The following is a 17,874-nucleotide window of genomic DNA, read 5'->3' on the forward strand; positions in this document are numbered from 1 at the left end:
ACACGGATTCATACATGAATGTTCCCCTCGATACGCGGCAGGTGCAGATGTTTTGCGTGCTGGCGCGCACTGGCAGTTTCACGCAAACCGCGCGCGAAGTGCATGTGACACAATCAGGAGTGAGCCACGCAATGAAGGCGCTGGAACGCGATGTCGGTTGTCGCCTTTTGGACAGGCTGGGCAAAAAGGTCGTGCTGACGCAGGCTGGCGAACAGCTGCTTCATCACGCCCTCAAAATTCTGCACGAGATGGAAAGTGCGCGTGAAGCGCTGACGCATCTTGGCAAGTGGGGGCGCGGCCGCCTTCGCCTGGGTGCCAGCACTACTGCATGCCAGCACATCATCCCGTCCGTCATGCGCGAGTTCAAAGAAAGTTTTCCGGAGCACGCCATCAGCATCGAACCTGGCGACACGCCCGAGATTGTAAACCTGCTGCTGCGTCAACGAATCGATCTCGCGTTGTCGCTGGAACCCGCGAACGAACCGCAGCTGGAGTTTCATCCGCTCTTCAACGACGAATTGCATTTCATCGTCGGATCGATGCATCCGTGGGCGCGCAGCGGAAAAGTGGAGCGGTCGGAGATACCCCGGCAGAGCTACATCCTTTACAGCAAGAACAGCGTGACGTTCCGGCTGATCGAGCAGTATTTCAGGCGGGAGGAAATGTCGCTGAACACGGTCATCGAACTGGGCAGCATGGAAGCAACGAAGGAACTCGTGAAGCTCGGCATCGGCATCAGCATTGTGGCGCCCTGGATTGCGCGGAAGGAAATCGACGACGGTTCGCTCGTCGCATTGCCGCTGGGCCGACGCAAACTGGAGCGTCGCTGGGGCATCCTGCATTGGAAAGGCCGGCGTCTCAGCCTGGCAGAGGAAACGTTTCTGGGGTTGTGTGAATCGGCCTGCATGCCTCTGTCGTCGAAGCAGATTGAGTAACCCAGCGGATGGCCTCGGCAGTTGAAAGAGCTGATACGTTCGCAGACACTTGAAAGCGTTACGCCTTGGGCGGTTCTTCCCCGCGTTCTGCAAACCAGTGGCGCAAAGAAAACGAGATCTCCCGCATCCTTTTCTTTATGCGTCCGGGCTTTCATCCGCCAAAGCAATCGCGGGGAAGCGAAGGGAATCGACACTCCATCGATATCCCGAAGGATCACGTCTTTGGCCGCTTCGGCATAATCAATTCCCGCGGCCATCCGCATGAGATCAACAACGATTTCATCTCCGATGCGGATGACGTTATACTTCTGCAAGTCTCCGGGCTGGAGTTCCCGAACCGCGTTGTCGGGAAGCGTGGAAAGCGCTGAATAAACTATGGCTTCGTTCTCCGCGTCAGCTGCCACGATCAAATCGACGGCTATCGTTCGCCGGTTATAATTCGCTGCGCGCATCGCAAAGCCTCCGATCACAACATATTTCGCCTCACGCGAATTCAATTCCTGGCACAGATCGCGGAGGTCCTCGACCGTCGGCCCACGAGGCTCTAGGCTTTCCGGCGGGCAATCATTCGCCATAACCATTCGTTCGCTTCTTCATGAGTTTCGAAGCGATGAACTCCGCGCGGAATATTCACTCCGCCCAACGCTTTTCTCCATGCGATGGCATCAGCCTTCTTGCTGAACCGTGTGTCCAATGCATCCGCCCTCTGCGTGCGACGGCCAACAAAGCGGTCGATGTTCTCCTCCACATTGATGAACGGCTCTTTCACGCGCAGCTAGAATAGGCTTTGGAACTGACGGTTGCAAGGCGCCCTGCACTGGGCAAACCCCGGGCTTGCTGCTACGTTTCAGCCATGGCGCGTGATGATTTGTTTGCGGCAGCGCCCGCTCCCGCACCTGAAATTCAGTCGGAGCCCGATGTCCGGCGGCATCGACCTCTCGCTGATCGCATGCGCCCGCGGATTCTGGGCGAGTACGTCGGACAAACGCACATTCTCGGTCCGGGACAATTGCTGCGCCGCGCCATTGAAGCCGATCGCATCCAATCTCTGATTTTTTACGGCCCGCCCGGCACGGGCAAAACGTCGCTCGCACAGATCATAGCGCTCCAGACGAGCAGCAAGTTCGAGAGGTTGAGCGGCGTGGAGTCCAACGTCGCCGATATGCGGCGCGTTCTTTCCGGCGCAGCGAATCGATTGGAGAATACAGGGCAATCTACGATTTTGTTCATCGACGAAATCCATCGCTTCAACAAGGCGCAACAGGATGTCCTGTTGCCGGATGTGGAAAGCGGGGTCATTCGATTGATCGGCGCGACGACGCACAATCCGTTCTTCTTTGTAAACTCGCCGCTCGTTTCCCGTTCACAAATTTTCGAACTGCGCCCATTGATGGAGGACGAGTTGTTCTCGTTGTTGCAGCGCGCGCTCGCTGACCAGGAGCGGGGACTCGGGTACATGCGGATCGAGGCCGATGAAACGGCGCTGCGCCACCTGGCGAAGCTTTCGGATGGCGATGCGCGAAAGGCGTTGAACTCGCTTGAGATCGCAGCGCTGACAACCGCTCCTTCCGCTGATGGAGTCGTGCGCATTGACCTCGTGGTGGCGGAGCAGAGCATTCAAAAGAAAGCGGTCGTTTATGATGACGAGGATGCGCACTATGACACGATTTCAGCGTTCATAAAAAGCATGCGCGGCAGCGATCCCGACGCGGCTTTGTACTGGCTGGCGAAGATGATTCACGCGGGGGAGGATCCGAGATTCATTGCGCGCCGGATCGTGATTTGCGCGGCCGAGGACGTTGGCCTTGCCGATCCGATGGCGCTCGTCCTTGCCAATGCGGCGATGCAGGCGGCGGAGTTTGTCGGCTGGCCCGAAGCGCGCATTCCCCTTGCAGAGGCCACCGTTTACATCGCAACCGCCAACAAGAGCAACAGCGCATACCTCGCCATCGATGCGGCCCTGGCGGATGTGAAAGCCGGTCGCACGCTCCCAGTTCCTGAGCACTTGCGCGACGCCAGTTATAAGGGCGCGAAGCGGCTGGGTCACGGCGCAGGTTACGAATACGCGCACAGCCATCCCGACCATTTTGTCGCCCAGGATTATCTTGGGGCGGAGAAGCGCTATTACGAGCCGACCGAACAAGGCGTGGAGAAGAAGATCAAGGAACGCGTGGATAGGTGGCGCGCGCAACTCGCTGCAGCAAAAAAGAAACCCTCGTAACGCCTTCTGTTGTTCTTCTTGAACGCGTCTGCCGTTCGCAGTCGATGCATTGCCAACCGCAATCGCGTGTGTTTATCTCCAACACATGTCGTCGAGTCAGGAATTGAAAAGCAGCCTCCGCGACCGGATGCGCACGGTCCTGAAAACCCTCGATGATGCGCAACGGCGGGAGGCATCGAGGCGCGTTCGGGGCCAGCTGGAACGCCAGATTTTTTGGCAGAACGCAGATTTCATTTTCTTCTACGCCCCGCTCCCGAACGAGATCGATATCTGGCCTTTGTTGCTCGACGCTCTTGGGCAGGGAAAAATCGCGTGTTTGCCGCGATTCGACCCGTCCACGGAGGCCTACACGGCGCATCGATTGGTCGATCCCGCCCGCGATGTTGTAATCGGCCGCTTCGGCGTGCGGGAGCCTGCGGAAACGTGTGCGATGTTGCCGCTGGCTGACCTGGACCTCGTGCTTGTCCCCGGCCTTGCGTTCGACTCACGGGGACATCGCCTTGGACGAGGCAAGGGCTTTTATGATCGGCTGCTGGCGGAAGCGCGTGGGATCCGGTGTGGAGTGGCGTTTGATGAACAGATGGTTCCGGAAGTTCCCGTCGAAACTCACGATGTCACGCTGGATTGCGTCGTGACGCCGAGTCGCTGGATTCATAAAGCGTAGCGCAGGTTTCGCAACCTGCTGTATTGCGGACGTCCCCGTCTGCTGTCCGATCCGCGACAAACGGGCGACGAAATCTGCGTGCAGCTGATTGGGAAGTCTGTGCTGCGCCTTTCGGAAACCAGCTGGACTTGGTTCTCGGGACTGCGGTAGGTTTTGTCACGCGTGCGGCAGGGGACTTGAGGTGAACATCGATCCGGGTTTGGCACGCATGCGGCATCTGACGTGCGGGTTAGCTTTCGCTGAACGGGCTTCAGCGAAATTCCCGTTGAGCCGCAACGCGCGATGAATTGCACTGTGACACCGGGCGCTGGACAAATTCGAAGCTGGCGCCGGTTCTGGAATGATTTTGGCGGCTAATATTTCTGAAGGCGCTGCTCTGTTCGCCGGCGGGGCAGCGCTTTCGTTTTTGGTCCTCTGGTGGCGAGATCGCGCCGCTCACAATGCGCGCACGCTTCAGGCCCAGGCACTCCTCGACAAGACACGTGCTGAAGCGGAAAGCCTGCGTCGCGAAGCATCTGTGGCTGCGAGCCAGGAAGCGCTGCGCTTGCGTTCGGAGACGGAAGCCTCTTTCGCAGCGCACCGGTCCGAACGCACGGAAACCGAACGCCGACTCGCCGAACGCGAAGCTCTGATCAACACGCAATTGCAGCGGGTGCTGGAAACCGAGAAGGCGTTGAAGGTGCAGCAGGAGGCGCTCGCGGCGCGCGAACGTGACATTGACACGAGGGAGAAACAGGTGGAGGAACTTCTCCGCCAGCGCCGGGCGCAACTCGAAGCCGTCGCGCAGCTTGCGGAATCCGATGCGCGCAAGCAGTTGCTCAGCGAGGTGGAACAGGAATCATTGCGCGATGCCGGCATGCTCTCGAGACGCATCCTGGATGAAGCGCGCCATCATGCGGAAGACAAGGCGCGCCACATTATCAGCACGGCAATCCAGCGTTACGCAAGCGATCACACGTTTCAGAACACCACGACTTCGCTGGCCTTGCCCAATGATGAAATCAAAGGCCGCATCATCGGCCGGGAAGGCAGGAACATTCGCGCATTCGAAGCGGCCACGGGCACCACGATTTTGGTGGATGACACGCCTGGGGCGGTGGTGATTTCCGGCTTTGACCCTGTGCGCCGGGAGATTGCGCGCGAGGCCATGGCCCGGCTGATCCAGGACGGGCGCATTCATCCCACGCGCATCGAGGAAGTGGTAACGGCAATCACCGAGGAAATGGACCAGGCCATCGTTCGGCTGGGCGATGAAGCGATCGCAAAGGCAGGGCTCTCGCCGATGCATCCTGAGATCGTCAAGCTGCTGGGGCGGCTCCATTTTCGTCACAGTTACTCCCAAAACGTTTTGGATCATTCCGTCGAGGTCGCGCATTTGATGGGGCTCATGGCCGCGGAACTTGGCATGGACGTGACGATCGCAAAACGAACAGGTTTGCTGCACGACATCGGCAAAGCGGTTAACCATGAGGTTGAAGGGCCGCATGCAGTCGTCGGCGCGGACCTGATCAAGCGCTTTGGCGAACCGGACGCCATCGTGAACGGCGTGGCTTCACACCACAATGATGTCCCGCCGATGGGACCACTGGGAATCCTGGTGAGCGCAGCCGACGCGATCAGCGCTTCGCGACCTGGCGCCCGTTCGGAGAACATGGCGACCTATTTGAAGCGAATCGAGAGCCTTGAAAAGATCGCGTCAGGAATTGCAGGCGTGGAAAAAAGCTTTGCCTTCCAGGCGGGCCGCGAACTGCGCGTGTTTGTTAATCCTGAGAAGCTGAATGATGAGGAGTCGTTCATGCTCGCGCGAACGATCGCATCGAAGATCGAAGCAGAACTGCAATATCCCGGACAGATCAAGGTCACGGTGATTCGGGAAACGCGCTGCGTGGAAGTGGCGAAGTAGATCCGCGGAACATGAACGGGGCGCAGGGCGAGTCGAAAACCGCAGGCCCACAGGGGATTTGGCAGTGAAGCGGGCCGACACCGCACGCTCCAACGCTAGCGGCCTTCGTTGAGCGAGCTCGGCAAGCCGCCGGTTTCCCAACCGCGCGGAGAGTTCCACGGACGGGAAGAAAGATTTTCCGACTCAGTCGAAGCGCAGCCCGTGCATGCGAGGGCGCCTGCGGCAATCAGCAGCAGGGCCATCCATCGGATTTCAATTACGTAGCGTTTCACGATGCGGGATGAGCGGGAATGACCTGGTCACCTTCCATGATTTCGCCGAGCTTCCAGCCGGGAACCACGTTTGCGACGCAGCGATCCTTTTGGACACTCGTCACTTTTACTTTCGCAACCAGCCGTCCGTTTCGATTCACCAGCAGTTCGCCCTTCGGAACGACCTGTTGATCCTCGCCAACATTCAACACGACGAAATCCCACTTTGGATCGCTCACAACGACCTGGCCCTTAAGATTGCCGGGAAGATAAACGATACGGCGGGGGTCACGATAGTCGGCCAATTCCTCCTCCAATTGGCGCGCCTTCTTGTTCAGCGTGCCAATGACAACCTGCGCTTCAGCCAGGCCTTCCTGCGTCTGGCGCAGGTTGCGGGCGAGGTTGGCAACAAATTCGGTGGTGCCTACCTGGCGATAGGCGGCGACCTCAGCCTGCGCTGTTGCGAGTTCGGCGCGCGTGCCGGTCAATTGTTCAGTGAGTTGGTTCGCACGTTGGGTGAGCTGGCTGGCTGATTCAACGGCGCGATCCCGCTCCGTTGTCGTGGTGGCCAGTGCTTCCTTGGTCTGGGTCAATTCCGTCGTGCGCTGTTCAAGATCCCGGCGGGTGCTGGACAGCTCAGTTTGCGCCTGCTCCTTCATGGTCCGCTCGTTGTCGCGGTCGGCGCGGGTCGTGACGATGTCCGTCCGTACCTTGGTAAAATTGAGACCAGCGACAGCCAAACCGGCAACAATGGCGACGATCAAACTGATGCGAATCAACATGGCTAGAAAAGATTCTGAGTTTTCAAACGAACCGGGCCAGACTATGCAGTTGATTTGGCGGTGTCAACGATCCAGTGGCATGTGAACGTGAACACGCATGTTCATCGTCCAGGCCGGTGGCTATGAATCCACGTCCCGCATTCCGAGTGAGCCATGCCCGCAGAGCAGGCTTGGAACTCGACAACCCCTCGTCCTATGCTGCGCGCCATGAAGTATCGTCGTTTCGGACGCACCAATTTGCAAATGCCGGTCCTCACGTGCGGGGGCATGCGTTTCCAATACAAATGGCAGGACGTGGAACTGAAGGATGTGCCGCGCGACAACCAGGAGAACCTTGAATCGGTGATTCATCGCGCGCTGGCCCTTGGAATCAATCACCTGGAGACCGCACGCGGTTACGGATCTTCAGAAATGCAGCTCGGACGCCTGTTGCCATCGCTCCCGCGCGAGAAAATGATCGTGCAAACCAAGGTCGCGCCGCATCGAACACCGCGCGAGTTCCTGGAGACGTTCGAGACGTCAATGCGTTATCTCGGCCTCGAATACGTCGACCTGCTTTCTTTTCATGGCATCAACAACCGTGAACTCCTCGACTGGAGCATCCTCAACAGCGGATGCCTTAAGGCGGCGCGGCAACTGCAACGCGAAGGCCGCTGCAGGTTCATCGGCTTTTCCACGCACGCAACGACGGACATCATCCTGGACGCGATCAAGACCGACGAATTCGATTACGTGAACCTCCATTGGTATTTCGTCAACGACCTGAACTGGCCTGCGGTTGAAGCGGCCGCGGCGCGCGACATGGGCGTGTTCATCATCAGCCCGAACGACAAGGGCGGGAAGTTGCAGGAACCCACGCCGAAGATCCGGGAATTATGCGCGCCGTTGACGCCGATGCAATTCAACGACCTGTATTGTCTCGCGCGTCCACAGGTTCACACGCTGAGCATCGGCGCCAGTCGTCCGAGCGACTTCGACGAGCACATCGCGGCGCTGGAGCATTATGAACGTGCTGCGGAAATCACCGAGCCGATCGAGAAACGGTTGCGGGAGGAAATGCGCAGGGTGCTCGGCGACGATTGGTGCGAACGCTGGTTTCAGGGATTGCCGAACTACGTGGATGTCCCGGGACAAATCAATGTCACGGAGATCCTGCGGCTTTGGACCTATGCGAAGCCGCTGGGGCTAATGCCATGGGCGAAGATGCGTTACAACCTGCTGGGGCAGGGGGACCATTGGTTTCCGGGCGAGAACGCGGCCAAGGCTGCAGAGGTGGATCTCGCAAACGCGCTCGCACGGAGTCCGTTTGCAAAGCGCATCGGTTCAATCCTCAAGGAAGCTCACGACAGCTACTTCGAAAAGCCCGTGGAAAGACTCAGCAAAAGCTGAGGGATTGTTCGGGCGAACGGCGGACCTGCGCCGGACCGCTGACTTGCAGTCGCCTTACGATGATCGAACAATCGATCGCCAACAAATTGAGCGTTATGTCCGAGACGACTAAGGGGCAGAGCGCTGCACGATTTTCGCCACCCCGCCACAAATTGAGCGCTAAGCCAACACATGCAAGCCGGCGCTCCGGTGCATGCTCGTTTGGAAACCTGTTGCGCTACGCTACTTCTTCGGCGCTGTGGGGGCGCCCGCATTCAACTGCGACAACACGGCGTCTGTGATGTCCTCGGCGGTTGAGTATATGACGATTGGAGTTTGATCAGCGGTCTTGCCTGCGCTGTCGAGGATCAGTGAGTAATTGCCCGCCTTTCCCTTGGATCGAACCACGGCGTAGATTTCAGTCAACAGGTTTTCCCGGACCCGGGTGCGCTGGTCGATCAGCCGGGTGCGAGCCTGGTTCTCATATTGTTCCATTGTCCGCCGGATTTCCGTGATCTCGCGCAGCTTGTCTTCGGCGGCTTTCTTTTTGCGGTCGCGTTCCTCCGACGAAAGCACCTGGTTATTGGCCTCGGAGAGCAGCGTTGTGTAGCTCTCCTTGCCCTTGTCCTCGCTTTTTTTCAAATCTTCAAAACCCGTCGCGAGTTCGGTGCGGAGACTTTGAAGCGAAAGGTCCGCCTCCTTGAACTTCCAGTAGTTCGTGAATACGCGGCTCAGGTCGACGGTGGCTGCCTTGAACTGCGCGTGCGCCACCCCCGGCAGCATGCCCAGGAGCAGGAACAGAGGAAGCCACTTGATCAGCAATCGTTTCATAACGTCAAAACAAACTAGAATTTGCCGCACCGGGCGAGCGTAAAAATTTTATGCCGCCGCGCGTGCAGTTCAATTCAGACATCACGCGCCGCGAATTGTTCATCCTCTTCGCGCCGGCTCAGGGGAATTGAATTTCCATGAGGAAGGCATCGGGGCTTTTCGTGTTCTTGCGGGAATTCCCCAGGTTCTCCTGGAACTCGAAGGGCGGGAATGTGTTCGTGACGGTGAGATTTTTGGAGGTGGTCTGGCCCCCGATCCAGGCTGTTGCATTCCCTCCAACCGACCCCACCGCGAGGGCGTTCGGAATGTCATTGCCTGTGCCGCCGAAAAGGACGGCGTTCGTGAAGGTGAGAGGGACTGTGCCCGCGGTTTCCTGCAGCGCGACGAGGAATCCATCCCGCGGCGTTCGGCCGGAGCGCCGGGCGATGGCTCCAGGAGCGCGCAGTTCCAGCGTGTTCACATTTGTGTTAAAGAGATTGTTCGCGGTGGTGAAACCCGCCACATACACCTGCTGCCGCGCTTCATCCACGGCGATGCCAGTTCCCTGGTCGTTGCCGCGGCTTCCAAATTGCGCGGAATAGACCAATGCCCCCGCCGGGTTCAGCTTGGTGACAAACGCGTGTGTGTTGAAGTCGGCACCAGGCGCGAGCGGCGTCACGATGGTGTTCGTTGGAAACACGCGGGAAAAAGTGTAGCCCGTGACGTAGGCGTTGCCCGTGGAGTCGGTCTTGATATCGGTTCCTGCGTCGTGGTCTGCCCCGCCAAGGAACGTGGAGTAAAGGATATCCGTTCCTGCAGCGTTCAGTGCGGTCACAAAAGCGTCGGTGCGAAATGACTTGCCGCGCTGCATGTTCAGGTTCGTGAACACCACAGGATTTGTCCAGGTGCTGTTGGCGACCACGAGGGCATTTTCGATGGGGAAATCACGCGATACCGTGAACCCGGTCACATAGGCCTGCCCCGACCGCACCGCAATCGCCTCGGCATTGTCCTGGTTCGTTCCGCCGAGGAACGTCGAATACGCAGCCACCGGATTAATGAGCTCCGTCAATCGCACGACGAATGCATCCCGGCGCCCGCCATACACGGTCTGAACACCGTTGGGCACGGGATTGAAGTTTGTGGATTCCGTGAAGCCCGTGACAAACACATCGCCCGTGCCGCCATCCAATGCGATGCCTGTTCCTGAATCCCGGCGGCGTCCACCCAGCAAGACCGAGAAGTCCAGGCCGGTTCCGTCCGCGTTCACGCGTGTGACAAATGCGTTGATCGGGAAAATCCGGAACGCATTGTTGGGCCGCCCACTCTCTTCAAGCGTCGCGAGCGACAGCGGATTACCCTCTGGGACGATCGGGAAGTTCCGGGAATCGGTAAAACCTGTGACATACGCGCGTCCTGTCGCATCGACCGCCACCGACCGGGCTCCGTCATCAGTTCTGCCGCCAAGGTATGTGCGATAAATCAGCTCCCGCGTGGTGCCGCTGTACTTGGCGACGAACGCGTCACCAAAGGCGCCAATTCCCCCGGCATAACCGGGTTGAAGCACATCTGCAGAACTGGCAAAGCGTTTCGATAAGGTTTCTCCAGCCACATAAATATTGTTTGCTGCGTCTACCGCAATTCCCCACCCGAACTCGGCCTTTGCTCCGCCGATGAAGGTCGAAAAGCTCATTACGGGATCGATCACCAGGGCGCGGGTTGCGTCGAACTTGCCTACAGCGAAACCGATGGTGTCCCTGGAAACCATGCGATATCCACCCGATACGGGGATTCGCTTTCCAAGCTGGTCCTGATAGATGACCGGGCGATGTTGACGGATCTGTTCTCCCGCCACTTTGATTACCAGTTCCCCGTTGCGATCAATCCGAACTGAATCGGCGCCTTCGATTCGAAACGCGATGTGTGTTGGATTCGCACCTGGTTGCAGGATGAAATCGTACTCGAGTCGCGCGTGTTGATCCGCGTAGTAAATCAGGTCGATGCCTGAATACAGTTCCGTCGCGCGCACGCGGGCGAACAGAGGCTGGCCTGTACGCCATTGCGACCGATCTGTGCCCACGAGGTAATTCACCTTGCCAGGAAGCGTTTCGATTCCCTGCAATACGCTCGTCACATCAGCGCCCACCCAACGCATCGATACCACTCGCGCAGCTTCGGCAGCGGATCTTCCAGGAAGCGTGAGTTCCGCTCCGGACGAATCGAGTGTCACCGCGCAATCCACCCCGCGGGCGATGAACCTCTGTGAATCCAGCGATTCAAAGTACAGCGGCGCGCCCGACAAAAACTCAGCGGCGGTCTGGGAAGTTGATGACGCGTGTGCTGAAGTCAACATCGTGCCGGCGCACGTGAGCGTCAGGAGGAACTTGCTTGCTGGCCAACTCATATTAAAAGGGTCGTTCAAACCCAACGCCAAACTGGAACCGCCCTGAGCCGCTGTTGTGGCGGTCGTGCTGGATTGGTATGCCATAATCCAGGCGCAGCGGGCCGATCGGCAGATTCAGGCGCAATCCAATGCCCCAGTTGTCGTTGTAGTCAGTGAAGTCGTACGAGTACGCGTCATACATCACATTGCCCATGTCGTAGAACAAAGCGAAGCGCAGACGATCAATGATGGGCAGGCTGTATTCTGCAGACGCAAAGTAATACGTATTGCCGCCGATGGGCTCGCGTGAACGCGGCGGTTCGCCGGTCTCGCGGGGACTGATGCTCCGATACCGATATCCGCGCAGTGAGTAGAGGCCGCCGAGATAATAACGATCGTAGAAGGGCACGCTGTCATCGCTGCCGTAAGCGTCGCCAACGCCCGTGCCGCCCAGGAGTTCGAGCACATGGCCGCTGAACAGGCCGCGGAAATACCAATGGGTCTTCAGTTCGGCCTTGTAATATTCCTTCTCGCCCGGGAATGGTCCCGCCAGTTCCACCAGGATCTCAGTGCGCTGTCCCTTGTCCGGCAAGGTCGTGCTGTTGCGTGTGTCGTACGCCAGCGAAAGCTCAACCTTGGAAAGCAGCGAGCTGCCGTCCTCTTCCCACAAATCGTCCGGAATTCGGGGCCGGGGCTCGCCAGGATAATGGCCCGGCTCAACGGGCAAGTGGCCGTTGAAGTCGATCCCGACATTCTCGATGCGGTAACCAATGCTGCCGATCAGGAAGTCGCTCCCCAGCGCGCGAGTCAAGTTGACGTGGCCGCCTGAGCGGGTCTCGTTGTAAAGATTCTCAAGGCTTTGGAAGTTCAGCTCGCGATGATAGAGGTCAACACCCAAAGCGAGTTTGCGTCCGAGAAACCAGGGCTCCACAAACGAGGCGAGATAATCCTGGCGGCGTGTGCCCAGCTGCATGCGCAAGCGAAGCTTCTGTCCCGCGCCTGTGAAGTTGGGTGGATTGAACAGGTCGAAGTTGCCCTGCGTGATTTCTGCAAAGCCTACGAGTGAGTCGACGGAGCTGAACCCCGCGCCCATGCTGAGGTTGCCCGTGTTCTTTTCCTCGACACTGATGACGAGGTTCTTGCGCGTGGGAACATCGGTGGGCTCCGGCCGCGCGTCGACCTTCTCAAAATACTGCAATCCCTCGAGACGCTGACGGCTCAGGCGCACTCGGACCATGTCGAAGGTTTCGCCAGGGGTGACAGCCAGTTCGCGGCGAATGACGCGATCCTTCGTTTTGTTGTTCCCGCGGATTTCGATCTTCTCGATGTAAGAGGGCTGTCCTTCCTCGATCTTGAACTCGAGGTCCATCGTGCCGGTGTCCGTGTTCGGGATGCGGCTGACGTTGAGGTTGCGCGAGACATCGAGGTAACCGCGCGCGCCGTAGAAATCTTCGATTTGCTGGACGTCATCCTGATAACCCTTGGGCGTGAAGACATCGCCGACGTCCATTCGAAGGCCGTTCGAGCCCAGAGGTGTCTTGTTCAGCAACACGCCGCGCGGCTGGAGGGCGCGCAAGCCTTCCGCAATCTGTTCATCCGTGAAGAGTTCGTTGCCCGTGATGTTCACCGAGCCAACGCGGTATTGCTGGCCTTCATACACGATGAAGTGAACGATCATTTTTCGCGCGGAAGGATATTCAAACTGAACGTCCTTCAACTCGAAATCGATGTAGCCCTTGCTGCGGTAGAACTCTGCCAGGCGCTCCTTGTCGTCTTCAAACTGGTCGTCCTTGAACACCCCGCTGCCTGTGATCCAGGAGAACATCCAGCGCTTGCGGGTCTTGATGGCTTTGCGAAGTTCGCGCTGGCTGAAGGCATTCGCGCCGTCAAACTGCACGGCCCGGATCTTCACCTTGACGCCTTCCTTGATTTCAAAGGTCGCTGTCGCGCGGCCCGTGTCGGCATCAATGTCAGTGATGTATTTGATCTCAGTGCCGGGATACCCGGCCTTTTGATACATCTTCTGCAGCTCCTGCGTGTCGGTGAAAAGCTTCCGTTCGTCCAGGGGCTCGCCCACCTTCGAAGTGATCCGCCGCTGCAGCTTGCTGTTGCTGTAACGGGTGTTCCCTTGAAAATTAATGTCGGTCAGGCGCGGCTTCGATTGAACGACGTAGGTGAGCACCACGCCTTCCTGCGTGGGTTCTTCGGTGACGCGAATGTTGTAGAACTGGCCGGTGCCGTAAAGATTCCGGATGTCATCATCGACCGCGAGCCGGCGATAGGGATCGTTCGGCTTGACGCGAATATTCGCGCGGATCAGTTGATCGCTGACTTCCTGCGGGCCGACGTGGCGGATTTCGATGCGGGCGACTTTGAGAGAGGAGGGCTGTGCCCATGCGACGGGCATACAGGAAAGACAGAAAGACAGCCCGCAAAGGCAAAGCAGTGATTTTCTCATCGTCAATTATGCACGTCGTCGTCGCTGATCTTGGCCGCATTCTCAAAACGGGTGAATGATCGCAGGAACGTGAGGTTCACGTCGCCGGTCGGGCCGTTGCGCTGCTTGGCGATCAACAGGTTCACCGCCACCGCGTCTTCCGTCTCGCCCGCGTTCGTCGGGTTGTCGTCGTCCTCGCCGCTGCTCGGCTTGTAGAGCAGCCCGATGAGGTCGGCGTCCTGTTCGATGGAGCCGGATTCGCGAAGGTCGGACATGCGCGGTTTGCGGCTCTTGTCCTTTTCCATCTCGCGGTTTAACTGGCTCAAAACAATGATCGGAACCTCGAGTTCCTTGGCCAGCGATTTGATGCCGCTCGAGATATCCGCAATCTCCTGCTGCCGGTTTTCTGCCCGGCGCGCAGTAGAATGGAGAAGCTGCAGATAATCAATCACGAAAAGCTTGATGCCATGCTGCTGGTGCATGCGCCGCGCCTTCGCGCGCAATTGCAAAATGGAGAGACCAGACGAGTCATCAATGAACAGCGGCGCAGTCGCCAGCTTGCCCGCCGAACCTGTCAGCTTCGGGAAGTCGCGCTCCGCAAGAAATCCGTCGCGAACGTTTCGCATGTTCACGCGCGAGCGCGAGCACAACATGCGCAACACCAGCGATTCGGCCGTCATTTCCAGGCTGAACACGCCGACGGGCAATTTGTGATCGATCGACACATGCTCGGCGATATTCATGGCGAGTGAGGTCTTGCCCATTGAAGGGCGAGCTGCGATGACAATCATTTCCCCCGCGTGCAGGCCGCTCGTCATTTTGTCGAGATCGCTGAATCCCGTCGGGACGCCCGTCAGCATTCCCTGACGCTGATGGTACTCCTCGATCGTGTTGATGGCCTTCTTGACGAGATCCTTGATCGTGTCGTTTTCGCCCGTTACGCGCGCTTCGCTGATCTTCAGGATGTCGCGCTCGACTTCATCCATGAGCGCGTCGATTTCGCCTTCATAGTCATACACACGGCCGACTACGTCGGTACAGGTATGGATCATTTTCCGCAGCAGGTACTTCTCGTACACGATATCCATGTAGTACGAGAGGTTGGCGGCAGATGGCACCGTGTCGGGAAGAGAAGCCAGATAGGACACCCCGCCGACCTGCTCGAGCAGCTGCCTGTCCTTGAGGTTTTGCTGCAGCGTGATGACATCGATCGCTTGGCGCTTGTCGAACATGTCCGAAAGCGTGTTGTAAATCGTCTGGTGGCGGAGGTCGTAGAAGATTTCACCGCCCTGCTTGAACTTTTGGATGCAATCGCCCAGGCATTCGTTGGGCGACAGCAGCACGCAACCGAGCACGCCCTGTTCGGCTTCCGGGGAATGGGGCGGCAGGCGATCCACGCTCGTTGCGGCGCTGCTGCTGCGTCGAACGCGTTTGCTGCGCTTCAAATCCGTCGAGCGGGCGCCATCATCGGAAACCGAATCAATCATGGCCGACTAGAAAAACAGAATTCCGCGGCGGGTTCAAACCGGACTTGCTGGATTTTATTGGCAGGTTCTTAACATACGGTAGTAGCCTTCGCCCATGCTCACGCTGGAATACCTGGCCGAATTGCTGGAGCAACATCGAGCCGCGGCTTCAATGCCGGTGAAATCGTTTGCAATCGGTGGACGCTTCTTCGACTTCACAATCGAGCCTTCGATCATGGGCGTGATCAATCTTTCGGCGGATTCGTGGTATCGCGAAAGTGTCTGCCTCAGCACGGAAAGCGCAGTGCGGCGAGCCCATGTGTTGCGAGCGCAGGGTGCGGACTTGGTCGACATTGGCGCCGAGTCGACGCTTGCGAATGCCGCGCGTGCGGATGACGCGGCGCAGAACAGCCGGCTGCTTCCCGTGATCCGCGAACTCCGCGCCGCAGGGATTCCATTGTCGGTTGAAACGTATGAACCCGCCGTGACGCGCGCCTGCCTTGAAGCGGGGGCGGCCGTCTTGAACCTCACGGGCAGTGATCGATCGGACGAATTATTCCGAATGGTGGCGGATCACGACGCTGCCGTGATCATTTGTTATGTGGAAGGCCGCAACGTGCGGGAGGTTGGCGATTTCGATTTCAGCGCGGATCCAGTTGAGCGCATGCGCGAGTACTTTGCGCGGCAGATTGACGCCGCCCAACGCAACGGTGTGGAAAGGATCTTCATCGATCCCGGCCTTGGATTTTATTATCGCAACCTGCAGGACAGCGCGGTGCGGGTGCGGCATCAGATGACAGTGTTTTTGAACACGTTTCGACTGCGCGAACTGGGATATCCCATCTGCCACGCGCTGCCGCACGCGTTCGAGTATTTTCGCGAGGAAGTGCGGATTGCCGAGCCGTTCTTCGCGGTTCTGGCGAGCCTTGGAAAAACGAATCTTTTCCGAACGCACGAAGTCCCGCGGGTGAAGGGAGTGCTCGACACGATGAAAGTATTCGGCAAGGCCTGAGCAAAGGCGAGCGTGTGTCCATTCCACGATTCTTTCCGGGCGGCAAGGATGCGCGCCCTCTACGTCAGGCAGGGATGCCTGACGCTACGAAAGGCGTGTGGCGGCAGGCATCCTGCCTGCCGTAAAGCCGGGCTTCCAGCCCGGCGGGAGGAACCTCAGGCACGGAGAAGCGCGATGAGCAAAGGCGAGCGTGTGTCGCGTTCCACGATTCTTTCCGGGCGGCAAGGATGCGCGCCCTCTACGTCAGGCAGAGATGCCTGACGCTACGAAGGGCGTGTAGCGGCAGGCATCCTGCCTGCCGTAGAGCCGGGCTTCCAGCCCGGCGGGAGGAACCTCACGCACGGAGAAACGCGATGAGCAAAGGCGAGCGTGTGTCGCATTCCACGATTCTCTCCGGGCGGCAAGGATGCACGCCCTCTACGTCAGGCAGGGATGCCTGACGCTACGATCTCTAAAATCGTCTTGCCGCGCACAATTCACGGACGCAGTTTGTTGCCGTGAGTGAGGAGAAGAATTGCCCCCAAAAGCAGTCGTCGTCATACCCCTTGGTTACCGGATTACATTTCCGAGGGAAGTTGCCGCATCTGAAAAAGGAGGGCGCGGCTTATTTCGTTACGTTTCGACTGGCAGATTCCCTGCCTGCACACGAGATCGCCCGTCTGAAGCACGAGCGCAAGGTGATCATCGAACACGCGCGAGCATCTCGCAACCCGCTGCCCTGGCATGATCAACAACAACTCCTTGCATGGTATTGCGACAAGGTCGAAACATTCCTCGATAGCGGACATGGAGCGTGTTGGCTGAGCAAGCCGGAAGTTGCCGATCTTGTGGCGAATGCCCTGAAATACTTCCACGGCGCACGTTACGATCTTCGCAGTTGGGTGATCATGCCGAATCATGTTCACGTCGTGCTGTGGCCAATGCCGGGGCATACGTTGAACGAGATCCTGCACAGTTGGAAATCGTTCACGAGCATCCGAGCCAATCGCATGTTGAACCGGGTCAATAGCTCGTTCTGGCAGGCTGAATCATTTGATCACTGGATTCGCGATGACGAGGAGCATTCGCGACTCGTGGCTTATGTGGAAAACAATCCGGTGAAGGCGCGTTTCTGCAAGGCGCGAGACGAATGGAAATGGAGCAGCGCAGCGAGCGTGCGCTCTTCAGCGTAGCGGCAGGCATCCTGCCTGCCGTAAAGCCGGGCTTCCAGCCCGGCGGGAGGAACCTCAGGCACGGAGAAACGCGATGAGCAAAGGCGAGCGTGCGTCGCATTCCACGATTCTCTCCGGGCGGCAAGGATGCGCGCCCTCTACGTCAGGCAGGGATGCCTGACGCTACGAAAGGCGTGTAGCGGCAGGCATCCTGCCTGCCGTAGAGCCGGGCTTCCAGCCCGGTGGGAGGAACCTCAGGCACGGAGAAACGCGATGAGCAAAGGCGAGCGTGTGTCGCATTCCACGATTCTCTCCGGGCGGCAAGGATGCACGCCCTCTACGTCAGGCAGGGATGCCTGACGCTAGTGCGCTTGGGATACAACGCACATCGCAGGGTGAGAGTCCCTGTCTGGCGGCGCTTCCCGCCAGAGACTGAAGGTAACTGCGGTTCAGAAATGAACCGTGGAGAGCAACTGGAAGTAAACGGATAG

Annotated in this window: 14 protein-coding genes; 7 read left to right on the plus strand and 7 right to left on the minus strand. The window is 58.5% G+C overall.

Going from position 1 to position 17,874, the window contains the following annotated elements; genetic code table 11:
• Positions 1–14 precede the first annotated feature (14 nt).
• Positions 15–935 carry a LysR family transcriptional regulator gene (locus tag VEH04_12065; GenBank protein ID HYG23511.1) on the plus strand — a complete coding sequence of 307 codons (921 nt, stop codon included), beginning with the start codon at positions 15–17 and terminating at the stop codon, positions 933–935.
• Positions 936–1,479: 544 nt separating this feature from the next.
• Here the strand turns inward: VEH04_12065 and VEH04_12070 are convergent.
• On the minus strand, positions 1,480–1,704 hold the full coding sequence (locus VEH04_12070; protein ID HYG23512.1) for a hypothetical protein: 225 nt from the start codon (positions 1,702–1,704) through the stop codon (positions 1,480–1,482).
• 84 nt (positions 1,705–1,788) lie between these two features.
• Here VEH04_12070 and VEH04_12075 point away from each other — a divergent pair, with 84 nt between their 5' ends.
• The 3 genes from VEH04_12075 to rny all read left to right on the plus strand — a co-directional run bounded on the left by VEH04_12075 (position 1,789) and on the right by rny (position 5,723).
• Positions 1,789–3,156, plus strand: coding sequence for a replication-associated recombination protein A (locus tag VEH04_12075; GenBank protein HYG23513.1), 1,368 nt, complete (start codon positions 1,789–1,791; stop codon positions 3,154–3,156).
• 85 nt (positions 3,157–3,241) lie between these two features.
• A complete protein-coding gene (locus VEH04_12080; GenBank protein HYG23514.1) occupies positions 3,242–3,820 on the plus strand; it encodes a 5-formyltetrahydrofolate cyclo-ligase in 579 nt (192 codons plus the stop codon).
• Between the two features lie 340 nt (positions 3,821–4,160).
• Positions 4,161–5,723 (plus strand): ribonuclease Y, encoded by a 1,563-nt coding sequence (gene rny, locus VEH04_12085; protein ID HYG23515.1) that lies wholly within the window; start codon positions 4,161–4,163, stop codon positions 5,721–5,723.
• 95 nt (positions 5,724–5,818) lie between these two features.
• Here the strand turns inward: rny and VEH04_12090 are convergent, their stop codons facing one another.
• Both VEH04_12090 and VEH04_12095 read right to left on the minus strand, forming a co-directional pair.
• Positions 5,819–5,995 (minus strand): hypothetical protein, encoded by a 177-nt coding sequence (locus VEH04_12090; protein HYG23516.1) that lies wholly within the window; start codon positions 5,993–5,995, stop codon positions 5,819–5,821.
• Positions 5,992–6,756, minus strand: coding sequence for a hypothetical protein (locus tag VEH04_12095; protein ID HYG23517.1), 765 nt, complete (start codon positions 6,754–6,756; stop codon positions 5,992–5,994). The genes VEH04_12090 and VEH04_12095 overlap by 4 nt, the downstream gene beginning before the upstream one ends.
• Positions 6,757–6,963: 207 nt before the next feature.
• Here VEH04_12095 and VEH04_12100 point away from each other — a divergent pair, with 207 nt between their 5' ends.
• Positions 6,964–8,145: an aldo/keto reductase gene (locus tag VEH04_12100; GenBank protein ID HYG23518.1), complete on the plus strand. Its 1,182-nt coding sequence runs from the start codon at positions 6,964–6,966 to the stop codon at positions 8,143–8,145.
• Positions 8,146–8,367: 222 nt separating this feature from the next.
• Here VEH04_12100 and VEH04_12105 read toward each other — a convergent pair whose 3' ends face one another.
• The 4 genes from VEH04_12105 to dnaB form a co-directional block, all read right to left on the minus strand.
• On the minus strand, positions 8,368–8,955 hold the full coding sequence (locus VEH04_12105; protein ID HYG23519.1) for an OmpH family outer membrane protein: 588 nt from the start codon (positions 8,953–8,955) through the stop codon (positions 8,368–8,370).
• 118 nt (positions 8,956–9,073) lie between these two features.
• Positions 9,074–11,338 carry an SBBP repeat-containing protein gene (locus VEH04_12110; protein ID HYG23520.1) on the minus strand — a complete coding sequence of 755 codons (2,265 nt, stop codon included), beginning with the start codon at positions 11,336–11,338 and terminating at the stop codon, positions 9,074–9,076.
• A gap of 1 nt (position 11,339) precedes the next feature.
• Complete coding sequence (gene bamA / locus VEH04_12115) at positions 11,340–13,724, minus strand: outer membrane protein assembly factor BamA (GenBank protein HYG23521.1); 2,385 nt, start codon at positions 13,722–13,724, stop codon at positions 11,340–11,342.
• Between the two features lie 53 nt (positions 13,725–13,777).
• Positions 13,778–15,241, minus strand: coding sequence for a replicative DNA helicase (gene dnaB / locus VEH04_12120; GenBank protein ID HYG23522.1), 1,464 nt, complete (start codon positions 15,239–15,241; stop codon positions 13,778–13,780).
• 94 nt (positions 15,242–15,335) lie between these two features.
• Here dnaB and VEH04_12125 point away from each other — a divergent pair, with 94 nt between their 5' ends.
• Positions 15,336–16,232 carry a dihydropteroate synthase gene (locus tag VEH04_12125; GenBank protein HYG23523.1) on the plus strand — a complete coding sequence of 299 codons (897 nt, stop codon included), beginning with the start codon at positions 15,336–15,338 and terminating at the stop codon, positions 16,230–16,232.
• Between the two features lie 575 nt (positions 16,233–16,807).
• Entirely contained in the window at positions 16,808–17,404 is a 597-nt protein-coding gene (locus tag VEH04_12130; GenBank protein ID HYG23524.1) for a transposase, read from the plus strand.
• Positions 17,405–17,874: the final 470 nt, after the last annotated feature.

It is taken from the genome of Verrucomicrobiia bacterium (assembly GCA_035629175.1).
Classification (GTDB): domain Bacteria; phylum Verrucomicrobiota; class Verrucomicrobiia; order Limisphaerales; family DASXHY01; genus DASXHY01.